The sequence below is a fragment of the Kitasatospora sp. NBC_00070 genome (genome assembly GCF_045041205.1).
Classification (GTDB): Bacteria; Actinomycetota; Actinomycetes; order Streptomycetales; family Streptomycetaceae; genus Kitasatospora.
This window is the reverse complement of the sequence record NZ_CP108247.1, coordinates 1,225,027-1,240,243: the sequence shown is the minus strand read 5'-3', so window position 1 is coordinate 1,240,243 and position 15,217 is coordinate 1,225,027. Positions and strand designations below refer to the sequence as shown.

Annotated in this window: 17 protein-coding genes and 2 pseudogenes; 9 read left to right on the top strand and 10 right to left on the bottom strand. The window is 72.7% G+C overall.

The genetic code is table 11. The features are described from left to right. Window positions 1-18: 18 nt before the first annotated feature. Window positions 19-642, bottom strand: a complete 624-nt coding sequence (locus OHV05_RS05840; RefSeq protein WP_405016671.1) for a TetR/AcrR family transcriptional regulator — start codon at window positions 640-642, stop codon at window positions 19-21. Between the two features lie 127 nt (window positions 643-769). Here OHV05_RS05840 and OHV05_RS05835 point away from each other — a divergent pair, with 127 nt between their 5' ends. The 7 genes and pseudogenes from OHV05_RS05835 to OHV05_RS05805 form a co-directional block, all read left to right on the top strand. Continuing rightward, a complete protein-coding gene (locus tag OHV05_RS05835) occupies window positions 770-1,525 on the top strand; it encodes an SDR family oxidoreductase (RefSeq protein WP_405016670.1) in 756 nt (251 codons plus the stop codon). Continuing rightward, complete coding sequence (locus tag OHV05_RS05830) at window positions 1,522-2,283, top strand: SDR family oxidoreductase (RefSeq protein WP_405016669.1); 762 nt, start codon at window positions 1,522-1,524, stop codon at window positions 2,281-2,283. The genes OHV05_RS05835 and OHV05_RS05830 overlap by 4 nt, the downstream gene beginning before the upstream one ends. Window positions 2,284-2,288: 5 nt before the next feature. Further along, a complete protein-coding gene (locus OHV05_RS05825; RefSeq protein WP_405016668.1) occupies window positions 2,289-3,254 on the top strand; it encodes an NADPH:quinone oxidoreductase family protein in 966 nt (321 codons plus the stop codon). A 238-nt stretch (window positions 3,255-3,492) separates the two neighbouring features. Next, window positions 3,493-4,587, top strand: coding sequence for an LLM class flavin-dependent oxidoreductase (locus tag OHV05_RS05820; protein WP_405016667.1), 1,095 nt, complete (start codon window positions 3,493-3,495; stop codon window positions 4,585-4,587). Then, window positions 4,584-4,712 carry a hypothetical protein gene (locus OHV05_RS05815; RefSeq protein ID WP_405016666.1) on the top strand — a complete coding sequence of 43 codons (129 nt, stop codon included), beginning with the start codon at window positions 4,584-4,586 and terminating at the stop codon, window positions 4,710-4,712. The genes OHV05_RS05820 and OHV05_RS05815 overlap by 4 nt, the downstream gene beginning before the upstream one ends. A gap of 36 nt (window positions 4,713-4,748) precedes the next feature. Continuing rightward, window positions 4,749-5,054 carry a GNAT family N-acetyltransferase gene (locus tag OHV05_RS05810; protein ID WP_405016665.1) on the top strand — a complete coding sequence of 102 codons (306 nt, stop codon included), beginning with the start codon at window positions 4,749-4,751 and terminating at the stop codon, window positions 5,052-5,054. After that, window positions 5,051-5,341 (top strand): annotated as a pseudogene (locus OHV05_RS05805) (pirin family protein); the annotation flags it as partial. The gene OHV05_RS05810 and the pseudogene OHV05_RS05805, both read left to right, overlap by 4 nt. 219 nt (window positions 5,342-5,560) lie before the next feature. On the opposite strand, the gene OHV05_RS05800 reads toward OHV05_RS05805, so the two are convergent. Then, complete coding sequence (locus OHV05_RS05800) at window positions 5,561-5,866, bottom strand: helix-turn-helix domain-containing protein (RefSeq protein WP_405016664.1); 306 nt, start codon at window positions 5,864-5,866, stop codon at window positions 5,561-5,563. Between the two features lie 64 nt (window positions 5,867-5,930). On the opposite strand from OHV05_RS05800, the gene map reads away from it, so the two are divergent. Next, window positions 5,931-6,698 (top strand): type I methionyl aminopeptidase, encoded by a 768-nt coding sequence (gene map / locus OHV05_RS05795; RefSeq protein WP_405016663.1) that lies wholly within the window; start codon window positions 5,931-5,933, stop codon window positions 6,696-6,698. Between the two features lie 45 nt (window positions 6,699-6,743). Next, window positions 6,744-6,946 (top strand): annotated as a pseudogene (locus OHV05_RS05790) (helix-turn-helix domain-containing protein); the annotation flags it as partial. A gap of 59 nt (window positions 6,947-7,005) precedes the next feature. Here the strand turns inward: OHV05_RS05790 and OHV05_RS05785 are convergent. From OHV05_RS05785 to OHV05_RS05750, 8 genes are all read right to left on the bottom strand, one after another. After that, window positions 7,006-8,082, bottom strand: a complete 1,077-nt coding sequence (locus OHV05_RS05785; protein WP_405016662.1) for an acyl-CoA dehydrogenase family protein — start codon at window positions 8,080-8,082, stop codon at window positions 7,006-7,008. After that, window positions 8,079-9,248 (bottom strand): acyl-CoA dehydrogenase family protein, encoded by a 1,170-nt coding sequence (locus OHV05_RS05780; RefSeq protein ID WP_405016661.1) that lies wholly within the window; start codon window positions 9,246-9,248, stop codon window positions 8,079-8,081. Before OHV05_RS05780 ends, OHV05_RS05785 begins: the two co-directional genes overlap by 4 nt. Before the next feature lies 1 nt (window position 9,249). After that, on the bottom strand, window positions 9,250-10,467 hold the full coding sequence (locus OHV05_RS05775) for an acyl-CoA dehydrogenase family protein (RefSeq protein WP_405016660.1): 1,218 nt from the start codon (window positions 10,465-10,467) through the stop codon (window positions 9,250-9,252). 2 nt (window positions 10,468-10,469) lie between these two features. Then, entirely contained in the window at window positions 10,470-11,498 is a 1,029-nt protein-coding gene (locus OHV05_RS05770) for a phosphotransferase family protein (protein ID WP_405016659.1), read from the bottom strand. A 136-nt stretch (window positions 11,499-11,634) separates the two neighbouring features. Further along, complete coding sequence (locus tag OHV05_RS05765) at window positions 11,635-13,092, bottom strand: catalase (protein WP_405016658.1); 1,458 nt, start codon at window positions 13,090-13,092, stop codon at window positions 11,635-11,637. A gap of 95 nt (window positions 13,093-13,187) precedes the next feature. After that, the gene (locus OHV05_RS05760) at window positions 13,188-13,409 is read right to left on the bottom strand and encodes a hypothetical protein (protein WP_403040841.1); all 222 of its coding nucleotides are present in this window, start codon (window positions 13,407-13,409) and stop codon (window positions 13,188-13,190) included. A gap of 46 nt (window positions 13,410-13,455) precedes the next feature. Further along, window positions 13,456-14,379, bottom strand: coding sequence for a non-homologous end-joining DNA ligase (ligD, locus tag OHV05_RS05755; protein ID WP_405016657.1), 924 nt, complete (start codon window positions 14,377-14,379; stop codon window positions 13,456-13,458). Between the two features lie 61 nt (window positions 14,380-14,440). Continuing rightward, complete coding sequence (locus tag OHV05_RS05750) at window positions 14,441-15,163, bottom strand: SDR family oxidoreductase (RefSeq protein ID WP_405016656.1); 723 nt, start codon at window positions 15,161-15,163, stop codon at window positions 14,441-14,443. Window positions 15,164-15,217: the final 54 nt, after the last annotated feature.

Below are 15,217 nucleotides of genomic sequence, written 5' to 3'. Positions count from 1 at the left end.
GAAGTCTCTGTCGGAGGGTCAGGCGGCGGCACCCAGCATCCGCAGCACCAGCACGCCGTAGCGCCGGCCGAGCTCCTCGGGCGTCTCGCTGCTGCGCTCGGTGTACCAGCGCGAGACGTCGATGCCGAGCGAGGTGACCGCGCGGGCGGCGGTGCGGACGTCCTGCACCTCGAACGCGCCGGCCGCCGCCCCGTCCTCGATGATCCGGCGGACGGTCTCCTCGATCCGTCGCCGCAACTCGGCGACCACCGCGAAGTCCTGCTCCGGCAGCGCGTGCAGTTCGTGGTTGACGATCCGTCCGACCGTGTGGCCCCGGGCGTGCCAGCAGGTGAAGTCCTCGACCAGTCGGCGCATCCGCTCCACCGGTGGTCCGTCGGCGGCCGCGGCCCGCTCCACCAGGTCCAGGGTGGCCTGGTGGCCGGTGCGGCTGATCTCGGAGAGCAGCGCCGACTTCGAGGAGTAGTGGATGTAGAGCGCGGCCGGGCTCATCCCGGCGGCGGTGGCGATGTCCCGGGTGGTGGTCGCGTGGTAGCCGCGCCGGGCGAAGGACTCGACCGCCGCGAGCAGCAGCCGTCGGGCCGCCTCGGTGCGCTCGCCCAGGCCGTCGGCGGGCCAGAGGTCGGCGGAGGTTCGGTCGGTCATGCGGGCAATCCTCCCAGACGGTGCCGCAGGTCCCGGCGGGTGGTTGACAGTGTGCGCGGCCGCTTGGATGCTAAGCAAGCGCTTAGTCAGCCCGTACTCCTGGGAACTCCGTCGAGAGGGACTCGTGATGGCACCGTCGTTGAAGGGCCGGGTGGCCGTGGTCACCGGAGCCAGCCGGGGCATCGGCCTCGGTATCGCCCGGGAGCTGGTGGAGCGGGGGGCCAAGGTCTGCGTCACGGCCCGCAACGCCGAGCCGCTGGCCGAGGCGGTCCGCGAACTCGGCGGCCCCGACCACGCGATCGCCGTGGCGGGCAAGGCCGACGACCCCGCGCACCAGGCCGAGACGGTGGCCCGGACGATCGAGACCTTCGGCCGGCTCGACCACCTGGTCAACAACACCGGCATCAACCCGGTGTACGGCCCGGTCCTGGACGTCAGCACCGAGCAGGCCGCGAAGATTCTGGGCGTCAACCTCCTGGCCCCGATCGCCTGGACGAAGCTGGCGTACGACGCCTGGATGCGCGAGCACGGCGGTGCGGTGGTCAACGTCGCCTCGCTGGCGGGCCTGCGGGCCGCGCCGGGGCTCGGCATGTACGCCGTCTCCAAGGCCGCGCTGATCCACCTGACGGCCCAGCTCGGGTTCGAACTCGCCCCCGGCATCCGGGTCAACGCGGTCGCGCCCGCCATCGTCAAGACCAAGTTCGCCGAGGCGCTGTACGACGGCCGGGAGGAGCGGGTCGCCGCCGCCTACCCGCTCGGCCGGCTCGGCGTGCCGCAGGACGTGGCCGGCGCGGTCGCCTTCCTGCTCTCCGAGGAGTCGGCCTGGATCACCGGCCAGACCCTGACCCTGGACGGCGGCGTCTCGCTGGTCGGCGGGCTGTGAGCCTCGCCGGGCGTGGCGTGGTGGTGACCGGCGCCGGACACGGCATCGGCGCGGCACTGGCCACCGCCTTCGCCGCCGCCGGGGCCCGGGTGGTGGTCAACGACCTCGACGCCGGGGCCGCCCGGGCCGTCGCCGGCCCGATCGGGGCGTACGCCGTGCCGGGTGACGCCGCCGACCCGACCGAGCTGATCGCCGCCGCCCGCGCGGAGCTCGGCGCGATCGACGTCTACTGTGCCAACGCGGGCGTCGGCACGGCAGGCGGCGCGGATGCCGGCCCGGCGGCCTGGGCCACGGCCTGGGACGTCAACGTGATGGCTCATGTCCGGTCGGCCGAACTGCTGCTCCCGGACTGGCTGGAGCGCGGCGAGGGCCGGTTCGTGGCGACCGTCTCGGCCGCCGGGCTGCTCACCATGCTCGGCTCCGCGCCGTACGCCGTGAGCAAGCACGGGGCGCTGGCCTTCGCCGAGTGGCTGGCCGCCAGCTACCGGCACCGGGGTGTCCGGGTGCACGCGGTCTGCCCGCAGGGCGTCCGGACCAGAATGCTGGACGAGTCCGGCCGCGCCGGGCAACTGCTGCTGGCCGACGGGGCGTTGGAACCGTCTGCGGTGGCGGACTCGGTGCTGCGGGGGATCGCCGAGGAGCGCTTCCTGATCCTGCCGCACCCCGAGGTGGCCGACTACTACGCGACCCGGGCGGCCGATCCGGACCGCTGGCTGGACGGGATGAACCGACTCCAGCGGCAACTCGAGAAGGAGTGAACGCGATGCGGGCGTGGCAGGTCGGCGAGCTGGGCAAGCCCGGTGCCGTGATGCGGTTGGCCGAGGTGGACCAACCATCGGCGGGCGAGGGGCAGTTGTTGGTCCGGGTGCGGGCCGCCGCGGTGAACTTCCCGGACGCGCTGATGTGTCGGGGGCACTACCAGGTGCGGCCGCCGCTGCCGTTCACCCCCGGCGTGGAGCTGTGCGGCGAGGTGGTCGGCGGCGATCGGGCCGGGGAACGGGTGATCGGGACACCGCTGCTGCCGGCCGGGGCGTTCGCCGAGTACGCGCTGATGGACGCCCGGACGGCGTTCGCGGCCCCGGCGGCGCTGGACGACGCGGAGGCGGCGGCGCTGCACATCGCCTACCAGACGGCCTGGTTCGCCCTGCACCGGCGGGCCGCCCTCCGGGCGGGGGAGACGCTGCTGGTGCACGCGGCGGCCGGCGGCGTCGGCAGTGCGGCGGTCCAGCTCGGCAAGGCGGCCGGGGCGACCGTGATCGGCGTCGTCGGCGGCCCCGAGAAGGCGGTGGCGGCGCGGGAGTTGGGCGCCGATGTGGTGATCGACCGGCGGTCCGAAGACTTCGTGGCGGTGGTCAAGGAGTTCACCGGCGGGCGCGGCGCCGACGTGGTCTTCGACCCGGTCGGCGGCGACGCGTACACCGGGTCGGCCCGCTGCGTCGCCTTCGAGGGCCGGATCGTGGTGGTCGGCTTCGCCAGCGGCACCATCCCGACCCCGGGCCTGAACCACGCCCTGGTGAAGAACTACTCGGTGCTCGGGCTGCACTGGGGCCTGTACGGCGTGCGCGAGCCGGCCGCAGTCGTGGCCGCCCACGCGGAACTGACCGCGCTGGCCGCGAAGGGCGTGGTCCGGCCACTGGTGAGCGAGCGGCTGCCGCTCGACGGCGCGGCGGACGGCGTCCAGCGGGTGGCCGACGGCACCACCACGGGGCGGGTGGTCGTCCTCCCGTGAACCCCCGCCTGGCGTCGGCACGGGCCGGCCGTGCCGACGCCAGGGTCAACGGCGGTGCAGCGCGAGGCGGGTGGCGGGGCCGCCGCCGACGTCGGCCGGGACGGCTACCGCGAGCGTGGGTGAGCAGGGCGTTCAGGGACTGGGATGGATGTACAGCCAGGCATGACAGCACCCGGGCGGGCCCTAGAGTCGGCAGGGACGGGGCAGGCAGACACACGGCGCAGAGGGCGAGAAGACAGTGCAGTTCGGAATTTTCAGCGTCGGGGACGTGACCACCGACCCCACCACCGGGCGGACGCCGAGCGAGCACGAGCGGATCAAGGCCATGGTCGCCATCGCGCTCAAGGCGGAGGAGGTGGGTCTGGACGTCTTCGCGACGGGTGAGCACCACAACCCGCCGTTCGTGCCGTCCTCGCCGACCACCATGCTCGGCTGGATCGCCGCCCGTACCGAGCGGATCATCCTCTCCACCGCCACCACGCTGATCACCACCAACGACCCGGTGAAGATCGCCGAGGACTACGCGATGCTCCAGCACCTCGCGGACGGCCGGGTGGACCTGATGATGGGCCGCGGCAACACGGGCCCGGTGTACCCCTGGTTCGGCCAGGACATCCGCCAGGGCATCCCGCTCGCGATCGAGAACTACGCACTGCTGCACAGGCTCTGGCGCGAGGACACGGTGGACTGGCAGGGCCGCTTCCGCACCCCGCTGCAGTCCTTCACCGCCACCCCGCGCCCGCTGGACGGTGTCCCGCCGTTCGTCTGGCACGGCTCGATCCGCTCGCCGGAGATCGCCGAGCAGGCCGCGTACTACGGCGACGGCTTCTTCGCCAACCACATCTTCTGGCCCAAGGAGCACTTCCAACAGCTGGTCGGCCTCTACCGCGAGCGCTACGCCCACTACGGCCACGGCACGCCCGAGCAGGCCATGGTCGGCCTCGGCGGCCAGGTGTTCCTGCGCCGGAACTCGCAGGACGCCGTACGGGAGTTCAGGCCCTACTTCGACAACGCGCCGGTGTACGGGCACGGGCCGTCGCTGGAGGAGTTCACCGAGCAGACGCCGCTGACCGTGGGCAGCCCGCAGGAGGTCATCGAGAAGACCCTGACCTTCCGGGAGACCTTCGGCGACTACCAGCGCCAGCTCTTCCTGATCGACCACGCCGGGCTGCCGCTGAAGAGCGTCCTGGAGCAGCTCGACCTGCTCGGCGAGGAGGTCATCCCGGTGCTGCGCAAGGAGTTCGCGGCCGGCCGGCCCGCCACCGTGCCGGACGGTCCCACCCACGCCGCCCGGATCGCCGCGGCCGCCGAGACCGTGACGGGGGCGAAGTGAGCGACGGCGCGCTGCGACTCGTGGTGGTCAGCGCGGGGCTCTCCGTCCCGTCGTCGACCCGGCTGCGCCAGAGCGGGCGGGAGGTCGACCTGAAAGCGGTCGAACTCCGCTACCTGGCACGGTAGACAGCCGGCCTCCGGTCCCGCCGCCGGCGATGAGCGATGACCGCCACCGTGACGGACAGCCCCGAGAACTCGCGGTTCGAGATCACGGAGGACGGTGAACTCGCAGGCTTCGCCGAGTACTTCCGGCACGCGAACGAGATCGCCTTCATCCACACCGAGATCGCCCCCGCCTACGCGGGCCGCGGCCTGGCCGGGGCGCTGGCCCGGGCCGCCCTCGACGCCGCGCGCGAGCAGGGTGCGGACGTGCTGCCGTACTGCCCGTTCATCCGGGGCTGGCTGACCAAGCACCCCGACTACGTCGACCTGGTGCCCGTGTCCCAGCGCACCCGCTTCGGCCTGTGACCGCCCTCACCGTGCGCGGCGGCAGCACCGTCGTCCGCCGGCTGCTGCCGAACCTGGGCCGCCGGATGGTCGGCGCCTGGTGCTTCGTCGACCACTACGGCCCGGACGACATCGCCGATCAGCCCGGCATGCAGGTGCCGCCGCACCCGCACATGGGCCTGCAGACGGCCAGCCGGCTGCACGAGGGTTCCGTCCTGCACCGCGCCAGCCTGGGCAGCCTGCAGACCGTCCGGCCCCGCGAGCTCGGCCTGATGACCTCCGGCCTGGCCATCTCGCACTCCGAGGAGTGACGAGGGGTGGTCGAGGACAGTGGGGGGCAAATCCTCGCAGGTCCGTCGCCCGGGCCGCAGGGGGAAGGTCCACGAGTGGTGCCAGCCTCCGGAGTGAAGCGCAGCGGCACCTGCCGGTGGGCAGCTGCGGGCTCTGTCGGCTCAGCGGCCACAAGGTCGCCGCCCTCTGGGTGGGAATCGACGGAGCCGGCAGGCGGCCAGGTCGCGAGTGCGGCGTTACGAAACCAGCAATGGACGCCGTGTGACAGGCAGGGCCGACCGATCCTCGACGGTTTGCTCCGCCTGGCTGATCTCGGCCCAGACGGCGTCGAGAGACAGGCCGAGGGTGTCGGCGATCGCTGCGATGGTCGGGAAGGCGGGGGTGGCAACACGGCCGGATTCGATCTTCCGCAGGGTCTCCGGCGAGATGTGCGAGGCGAGCGCCACGTCCAGCATCGAGCGGTGGCCCCGGGCTCGGCGGAGCAGGGCGCCGAGGCGCTGTCCGCGTTCTACCTCGGCGGGGGTGAGTGGCAACCTGACCATGACCCCATTCTAATACCGGTACAGTTAGACCGGTATAGTTATTGGACGTCCATGAGAGGCCCCCATGATCCAGATCCTGAACTCCGCGCAGCTCGAGCGGGCGAGGGACACCGGCGCCCTGGTCGGAAACATCCTGCACACGCTGAAGCAGCGCAGCACGGTCGGGACGAACCTGCTGGACATCGACCAGTGGGCCAAGGAGATGATCACCGAGGCGGGAGCGCAGTCCTGTTACGTCGATTACGCGCCTTCCTTCGGGCGCGGCCCGTTCGGGCACTACATCTGCACGGCCGTCAACGACGGAGTGCTCCATGGGCGGCCCCACAACTACACGCTGGCAGACGGGGATCTGCTGACTCTCGACCTCGCGGTGGCCAGGGGCGGGGTGGCCGCGGACGCCGCGATCAGCTTTCTGGTGGGCCAGGCCCGGCCGGCGGAGAGCGTCGCGATGATCGAGACGACCGAACGCGCACTCGCCGCCGGCATCGCCGCCGCCAGGCCGGGGGCGCGCATCGGCGACCTCTCCCACGCCATCGGCACGGTCCTCAGTGAGGCGGGCTACCTGATCAACACCGAGTTCGGCGGCCACGGCATCGGCTCGACCATGCACCAGGACCCACACGTCGCGAACACCGGACGGCCCGGCCGCGGATACAAGCTGCGCCCCGGACTGCTGCTCGCCCTGGAGCCCTGGGTCATGGCCGACACCGCCACACTCGTCACCGACGCCGACGGATGGACGTTGCGCAGCGCGACGGGCTGCCGGACCGCGCACAGCGAGCACACCATTGCCATCACCGACAGTGGGGCTGAAATTCTCACCCGACCGTAGAGGGGGTAGCGAACTGGTAAGGGCCGTTGATCGAGTGATCGGAGTTCGGTGCGCTACCTGCACCGGCTCTTCGAAGGAGAAGGGGTCACGGTGAGCCGGCTCATCCAGCAGCGCCGACTGGAGTCCTGCGACCGGGAGTTGGCCCGGCGGAGCCTTGGCGCACCGACGGTGTCCGCGGTCGCCCAGCGCTGGTCAACCCGGCGCATTTCAGCCGAGTCCTCCGTGCCGCATGCGGCGTGTCGCCGCGGACCGCCGAGGCGGTCGACGGTGCCGGCGTCTTGGGGATCCGCGCCCCGGAGGCCAGTGCTCAGGGCGACGGGGCCGGCAGATCCGCCAGCGCGGCCAGGGAGTTGCGGTGGTGGCCCGGGGTGCCGAGGGCGAGCTGGTCGGCCTTGGCGCGCTTGAGGTAGAGGTGGGCCGGGTGCTCCCAGGTCATCCCGATACCGCCGTGCAGTTGGACGCACTCCTCGGCGGCCCGGACGGCCAGGGCGCCGCAGTGGGCCTGGGCGACGGCCACCGCGACGGCGGTGTCCGGGCTGTCGGTGGCGAGTGCGTCGGCGGCGTACCGGGCCACCGCCCGTCCGCCGACGGTCTCCAGCCAGAGGTCGGCCAGTCGGTGCTTGAGCGCCTGGAACGACCCGACCTGGCGGCCGAACTGCTGACGCTCCTTCAGATAGGCCACGGTGGTGGTCAGGCACCACTCGGCCAGGCCGAGCTGTTCGGAGGCGAGCAGTCCCGCGCCGGTGAGCAGCGCCTGCCGGACCGGTCCGTCGTCGGAGGTCAACTTCCGGGCCGGGGTACCGTCCAGGGTCACGTCGGCGAGCTGCCGGGTGAGGTCGAGCGAGGTCCGGCGGGTCACCGTGGCGGTCTCGACCGCGTACAGGCCGCCGTCGGCCGGGACCAGCAGGACGTCGGCCGGGAGGGCGTCCGCCACCGAGGTGATCCGCCCGGTGATGGTGCCGTCCGGGCCGACCGAGACGGTCGGCAGCGGCCCGCCCGGAGCGGTGGAGAACGGCACCGCCAGCGTGGCGGTCAGGGCCCCGGCGGCGACGGCCGGCAGCAACTCGCCGTCCGCGCAGGCGAGCAGCGCCGTGAGGCCGAGCACCGAGCTGCCGAAGTACGGCACCGGCGCCACCGAGCGCCCCAACTCCTCCAGCACCACCGCCACTTCCCGTACTGAGGCGCCCGCGCCGCCGAGCAACTCCGGCACCTGGAGCCCGGCCACGCCGAGCCCGACCGTCAGGTTGCGCCAGAGCGGTAGGTCGTACGGTTCCGGGCCCTCGCAGCGGGCCAGCACCGCCGAGGGCGGGCAGTGGTCGGTGAGCAGATCCCGGACGCTGGAGCGGAGTTCCTCCTCGATCTCCGAGTAGAGCAGGTCGCTCATCGGGGCAGCTCCTTCCACGGCAGGTCCTTGTCGGTCCGGGGTTCGGCGGGCAGGCCGAGCACGCGTTCGGCGATCACGTTGCGCAGGATCTCCGAGCTGCCGCCCTCGATCGAGTTGCCTTTGGCGCGCAGGTAGCGGTACCCGGCCTCGCGGCCGGTGAAGTCGACCACTTCGGGGCGGGTCATCGTCCAGTCGTCGTAGCCGAGACCCTGTTCGCCGAGCAACTCGACCTCCAGGCCGCTGAGTTCCTGGGCCAGCCGGGCGAAGGCCAGCTTCATCGCGGCGCCTTCGGGCCCCGGCTGACCGGAGGTCAGCTGCTGGCGCAGCCGCTCGCCGGTCTGCCGGATCACCTCGGCGTCCAGCCAGCCCTTGAGCAGCCGTTGGTGCAGCTCGTGGGTGCGGAGTTCGGGCCGGGCCCGCCAGGTGTCGGCGACCACGCCGATCAGGCCGCCCTCGCGCGGGGTCGCCTGGCCGCCGATCGCCACCCGCTCGTTGTTCAGGGTGGTCTGGGCGACCTGCCAGCCCTCGCCGACCGCGCCGATCCGGTGCGCGTCGGGGATCCGCACGCCGGTCAGGAACACCTCGTTGAACTCGGCCTCGCCGGTGAGTTGGCGCAGCGGCCGGACCTCCACCCCCGGGTCGGTCATGTCACAGACGAAGTAGCTGATGCCCCGGTGCTTCGGCACGTCCGGGTCGGTGCGGGCGAGCAGGATCGCCCAGCGGGCGGCGTGCGCGATCGAGGTCCATACCTTCTGGCCGTCCACCACCCAGCCGTCGCCGTCCCGGACCGCCCGGGTGCCGAGCGCGGCCAGGTCGGAGCCCGCGCCCGGCTCGCTGAACAGCTGGCACCAGACCTCCTCGCCGGTCCAGAGCGGGCGGAGGAAGCGCCGCTGCTGCTCCTCGGTGCCGTAGCGCAGGATGGTCGGCGCGGCCATCCCGAGCCCGATGCCGATCCGGCGCGGGTCGTTGTCGGGTGCTCCGGCGGCGGCCAACTCGGCGTCCACCACGGCCTGTTCGGCACGCGGGGCGCCGAGCCCGCCGAGGCCGGGCGGGAAGTGCACCCAGGCCAGCCCGGCGTCGAACCGGGCCCGCAGGAAGTCGAGCCGGTCGGTGCGGGCGGGGTCGTGCTCGGCGAGCAGGGCGCGGGTCAGCTCCCGGACGTTCATCTCAGACCTCCCGGTAACGCTTGAGCTCGCGGCGGGCCAGCGAGCGGCGGTGCACCTCGTCCGGGCCGTCGGCCAGCCGCAGGGTGCGGTTGCCCGCCCAGAGTTGGGCCAGCGGGGTGTCCTGGCTGACCCCGGCCGCGCCGTGCGCCTGGACGGCCTTGTCGAGCACCCACTCGGTCATCGCCGGCACTGCGATCTTGATGGCCTGGATCTCGGTGTGCGCGCCCCGGTTGCCGACGGTGTCCATCAGCCAGGCGGTCTTGAGCACCAGCAACCGGGCCTGCTCGATCCGTACCCGGGACTCGGCGATCCACTCCTGGACCACCCCCTGGTCGGCCAACGGCCGCCCGAACGCGACCCGTTCGGTGACCCGACGGCACATCAGCTCCAGGGCGCGTTCGGCGATGCCGATCGCGCGCATGCAGTGGTGGATCCGTCCCGGGCCGAGCCGGGCCTGGGCGATCGCGAAGCCGTCGCCCTCCGGGCCGATCAGGTTGGCGGCCGACACCCGGACGTTCTCGAACAGGATCTCGGCGTGTCCGCCGTGGTCCGCGTCGCCGTACCCGAACACGGTCATCCCGCGCCGGACGGTCACCCCGGGGGTGTCGCGCGGCACCAGGATCATGCTCTGCTGGCGGCGCGGGTCGGCGGTCGGGTCGGTCTTGCCCATCACGATGAAGATCCTGCAGTCCGGGTTCATCGCCCCGGTGATGTACCACTTCCGGCCGGTGACCAGGTAGTCGTCGCCGTCCCGCTCGATCCGGGTGGTGATGTTGGTGGCGTCCGAGGAGGCCACCTCGGGTTCGGTCATCGCGAAGGCCGAGCGGATCTCGGCGTTCAGCAGCGGCTCCAGCCACTGCTTGCGCTGGGCCTCGTCGCCGAACTGGGCCAGCAGCTCCATGTTCCCGGTGTCCGGCGCGGCGCAGTTGAGCGCGGCGGGGGCCAGCAGGACGGAGCGGCCGGTCAGTTCGGCCAGCGGCGCGTACTGCAGGTTGGTCAGGCCCGCGCCCAGATCACCGGGCAGGAAGAGGTTCCACAGCCCGCGCGAACGCGCCTGGGCCTGGAGGTCGCGCACCACCGGCGGGATCGACCACTGCGGCCGGGCCGGGTCGGCGAGTTGGGCCGCCAGTACCGGCTCGGCCGGGTACACCGCCTCGTCCAGGAAGGCCAGCAGCTGCCCGCGCAGCTCCTCGGTCCGGGCGTCGTAGGAGAAGTCCACGGTCAGTGCTCCTTCAGCGAGGTGAGGCCGAACTGCACGAAGAGCGGTACGAGTTCACCCACCCGGTCGAAGCCCCGGCCGACCGTGCGGCCCTGGCTGTACCGGTAGTGGATGCCCTCCAGCACCACGGCGAGCTTGAACGAGGCGAAGCCGACGTACCAGCCGAGCTCCGAGACGTCCCGCCCCGAGGCCGTGGCGTACCGGCCGACCAGTTCGGCGGTGCCGGGGAAGCCCGGGGCGAGCGCGGCGCCGGGCAGTATCCCGTCGTACTGCCGGGCCAGTTCGGTGTACATCACCAACAGCCCGAGGTCGGTGAGCGGGTCGCCGAGGGTGGACATCTCCCAGTCCAGCACGGCGGTGATCTCGTCGTCGGGGCCGACCAGCACGTTGTCCAGCCGGTAGTCGCCGTGCACCAGGGCCGGGGCGGGGGAGGCCGGCAGGGTATCGGTGAGGGTCTGCCGCAGCTCGGCGACGCCCGGCACCTCCCGGCTCCTGGACGCCTCCAACTGCTGTTCCCAGCGCCGGAGCTGACGCTCCAGGAAGCCTTCGGGCCGGCCGAAGTCGGCCAGGCCGACCGCCGCCGGGTCGACGGCGTGCAGTGCCACCAGGGTGTCCACCAGGCGCAGCCCCAGCCCGTGCACCCGCTGCTCGCCGAGCGCGGCCAGCACCGCCGGGTCGCGGTGCGGGGTGCCCGCGACGTACTCCATCAGGTACCAGGGCGCGCCGAGCACCGCCGGGTCCTCGACCAGCAGCAGCACCTCGGGCACCGGCACGGCGGTCGGGCCGAGCGCGGCCAGCACCCGGTACTCGCGGGTCATGTCGTGCGCGGTGGCCAGCACGTGCCCGAGCGGCGGCCGTCGGAGCACCCAGCTGCCGGTGCCGTCGGTCACCCGGTAGGTGAGGTTGGACCGCCCGCCCTCGATCAGCTCGGCGTGCAGCGGTCCGCGTACCAGGCCGGGCAGGGCGGCGTCCAGGTGGGCCCGCAGGCGGTCCGGGTCGAGGCCGGGCGGGCCGGCGTGGTCATCGCTCAAGGGAGGTCCTCACGGGTGGGCCGGGCGGCTGACTAAGCGCTTGCTTAGCATTGCCCGCCGCCCCGCCGGTGTCAACGCTCCCCGCGCAGCACGACGGCCGCCCCGGGAGTTCCCGGGGCGGCCGTCGGTCCCGCCGCTACCGCCCGTTGACCTTCGCGGCCACCCGGTCGCCGAGGTCCTTGTCGACGTTGCGCCAGTACTCCAGCGCCCGGGCCAGCACCGGCGCCGAGACGCCGTTCTTCAGGTGCCCGCTGATGTTGCCGACCAGCCGCTCGCGCGCCGCGTCGTCCAGCACCTGGCGCACCATCGTCCCGGCCTGCCCCCAGTCGTCGTCCTCCGCGTGCAGCGGGTACGCCTCGCGCACCATCCGCCCCGCCACGTCCCAGCCCAGCGGCGAGCCCCACAGCTCCGGCTGCGCGGCCGGGCCGCCGTAGGAGTTCGGCGCGTAGGGCGTCTCGGCCCGCGAGGCGTCGAACCGCATCGGGCCGTCCTTGGCGTACGAGTGCACCGGCACGTGCGCCCGGTTCGGCGGCAGCTGGGCGTAGTTGGGGCCGATCCGGTACCGGTGGGTGTCCGGGTAGGAGAAGATCCGGCCGAGCAGCATCTTGTCCGGCGAGACCCCGATCCCGGGCACCAGGTTGGACGGCTCGAAGGCGGCCTGCTCGATGTGCACGTGGTAGTTGTCGGGGTTGCGGTTCAGCGTCATCCGGCCGACCTCGTGCAGCGGGTAGTCGCCGTGCGGCCAGACCTTGGTGAGGTCGAAGGGGTTGAACCGGTAGCTCCAGGCGTCCTCGAACGGCATCACCTGCACGTGCAGGGTCCAGGACGGGTGGTCGCCGCCCTTGATCGAGTCGTAGAGGTCGCGCAGGTGGGCGTCCGGGTCGACGCCGGCCAGCGTGTCGGCGTCCGCCTGGGTGAGGAAGTCGATGCCCTGGTCGGTCTTGAAGTGGTACTTCACCCAGAACCGCTCGCCGCCCGCGTTCACCCACTGGTAGGTGTGCGAGCCGTAGCCGTTCATGTGCCGCCAGGTCTTCGGGATGCCCCGGTCGCCCATCAGCCAGGTGACCTGGTGGGCGGACTCCGGCGAGAGGGTCCAGAAGTCCCACTGCATGTCGTTGTCGCGCAGGTGGGTGTCCGGACGGCGCTTCTGCGAGCGGATGAAGTCCTGGAACTTGATCGGGTCCCGGACGAAGAAGACCGGGGTGTTGTTGCCGACCAGGTCGTAGTTGCCCTGCTCGGTGTAGAACTTCAGCGCGAAGCCGCGCGGGTCGCGCCAGCTGTCGGGGGTGCCCAACTCGCCCGCCACGGTGGAGAACCGGGCCAGCATCTCGGTCTTCTTGCCGGGCTGGAACAGGTCCGCCTTGGTGAACTGGCTGACGTCCTGGGTGACCTGGAAGAACCCGTAGGCACCGCCGCCCTTGGCGTGCACCACCCGCTCGGGCACCCGTTCGCGGTTGAACTGGGCCATCTTCTCGATCAGGTAGTGGTCGTGCAGCAGGATCGGGCCGACCGGTCCTGCGGTCAGCGAATCCGAGTCGCTCTCGACCGGGACGCCGGCGTTGTTGGTGGTGTACGGGACGCTTGCTTCGGACATGGGGAAGGGCCTCCTTGAGGTACTCGCGTACCGGCCGGCCGGCGGTCGGCCCCGCTGCGGCCGGTTCCTACTCGAACACCGACCGCGCCTACCCGCTACTCGGCGGCCCAGACCGTCCGGTCGCCACCGACCCAGGCCACCAGGTCGGGGTCGTCCAGGTCGGGGTCGGCCACGCCCGCGCGGCGGACGAACTCCGCCACGTCCCGCTCGTCGGTGGCCTTGCCGACCAGGCGCCCGTAGATCTCCACCCGCCGGTACGGCCGGGCGCCCCTGGTCGGGGCCCGGACCACCACCGGCGGACGGAAGATGTCGTTCATGCCTCAAGTGTCGCGCGATCGGCACCGGAGCAGCAGCCGGTGGCGGTCAGCCCGCGCTGTGCTCGCGGACCACCTCGCGGGCGGGCTTGTCCTCGCGCAGGCCGAGGAACCGCGGGTGGCGCAGCCGGCCGTCCCTGGTCCAGCCGGTGAAGGCGAGCTGCGCGACCAGCTCCGGGGCGACCCAGTGCGGGTGCCGTTCGGGGACGGCGTCGGCGAACGGGGAGTCCGGGCGGGCCAGCTCGTCCAGCCGGGCCCGCAGGCGCACCAGGGTGGCGGTGTCGAAGCCGGTGCCGACCTTGCCCGCGTACCGCAGCTGCGGGCCCTCGTAGTGGCCGAGCAGCAGGGCGCCGAAGCCGGTCCTGGCGCCCGCCGGGTCGGTGAAACCGCCGACCACCAGCTCCTGGGCGGCCGAGCACTTGAGCTTGAGCCAGTCGGGGGACCGGCGCTGCAGGTAGGGCCCGTCCGCGCGCTTGGCGATCAGCCCCTCCCAGCCCCGGGCGCAGGCGTCGGCGAGCGGCACCGGGCCGGTCACCTCCCGGTGCAGGGTGTACCGCAGCGGACCGCCGTAGTGCACCGCCCGGCGGAGCACCTCCTTGCGCTCGCGCAGCGGCAGCCCGGTGGTGTCGTAGTGCTCCAGCTGGAGCAGGTCGAACAGGTAGTACGTGACGGTCACCCCGCTGGCCCTGGCCCGGGCCGGGTCGTGCAGCTGCATCCGGCGCTGGAGCAGCTCGAAGCTGGTCCGTCCGTGGTCGAGGGCGACGATCTCGCCGTCCAGCACGAACCGGCGGACCGGCTGGGCGGCGAGCGCCTCGACCAGCTCCGGGTAGCCCGCCTCCAGCGACTTGCCGGTGCGGGAGAACAGCCGGACCTCGTCGCCGTCGCGGTAGGCGAGCGCCCGGATGCCGTCGAGCTTGCGCTCCAGCAGCCAGCCGGGACCGAAGGTCCGGCGCTCGCTGGGGGTGGCCAGCATGGGACTGAACTGTTGCAGAGTCACCCCTCCAGAGTGCGCCGGGAGCGCGGCGGACGGGCGGTCAGACGAGCCGGTGGCCGCCGTCCACGTGCAGCACGGTGCCGGTGACGAAGGGGTTGCCCAGCGCGTACAGCACGGCCTGGACCAGGTCGTCCGGGCTGCCGACCCGGCGGGCGGGGTTGCGCTCGGCGACGCCGCGCAGGAAGGCGTCCTTGCGCTCGGCCAGGCCGTCCCAGGCGCCCGAGTCGACGATGCCGGGGGAGACCGCGTTCACCCGGACGGGTGCCAGCTCGACCGCCAGCGCCTCGACCAGGAAGGCCAGCGCGCCGTTGGTGGTGGCCATCACGACCCGCTCGGGGGCGGGGCGCCAGGCGGCCACGCCGGAGAAGAAGGTGAACGAGCCGCCCTCGTTCACCTGACCCGCCAGGTGCTTGGCGAGCAGCAGCGGGCCGATCACCTTGGCCGCGAACGCCCGCTGCACGGCGGCGAGTTCGAGGGTGGCGACCGGGCCGTTCGCGGGCATCGCGGCGGTGGACACCAGGTGGTCGAACGGGCCGACCCGCTCCGCCAGTGCCGCGATCGAGGTCTCGTCGGCCAGGTCCAGCGGCTGGACCAGGGCGGGCCCGGCCAGCCCGGCGGCGGTGTCCGCCAGCTTGGCGGGATCGGGCCCGGCCAGCACCAGGTCGGCACCGGCGGCCGAGGCGGTGCGGGCGATCGCGCGCCCGATGTTGGAGCCTGCGCCGACCACGACCAGGCGGCGTCCGTCGAGGTTTTCCTTGCTCATGGGGTGTCTGTCCTTGTCCGTTCCGGATGATGCCACGATCCTGCTCCCACCTGC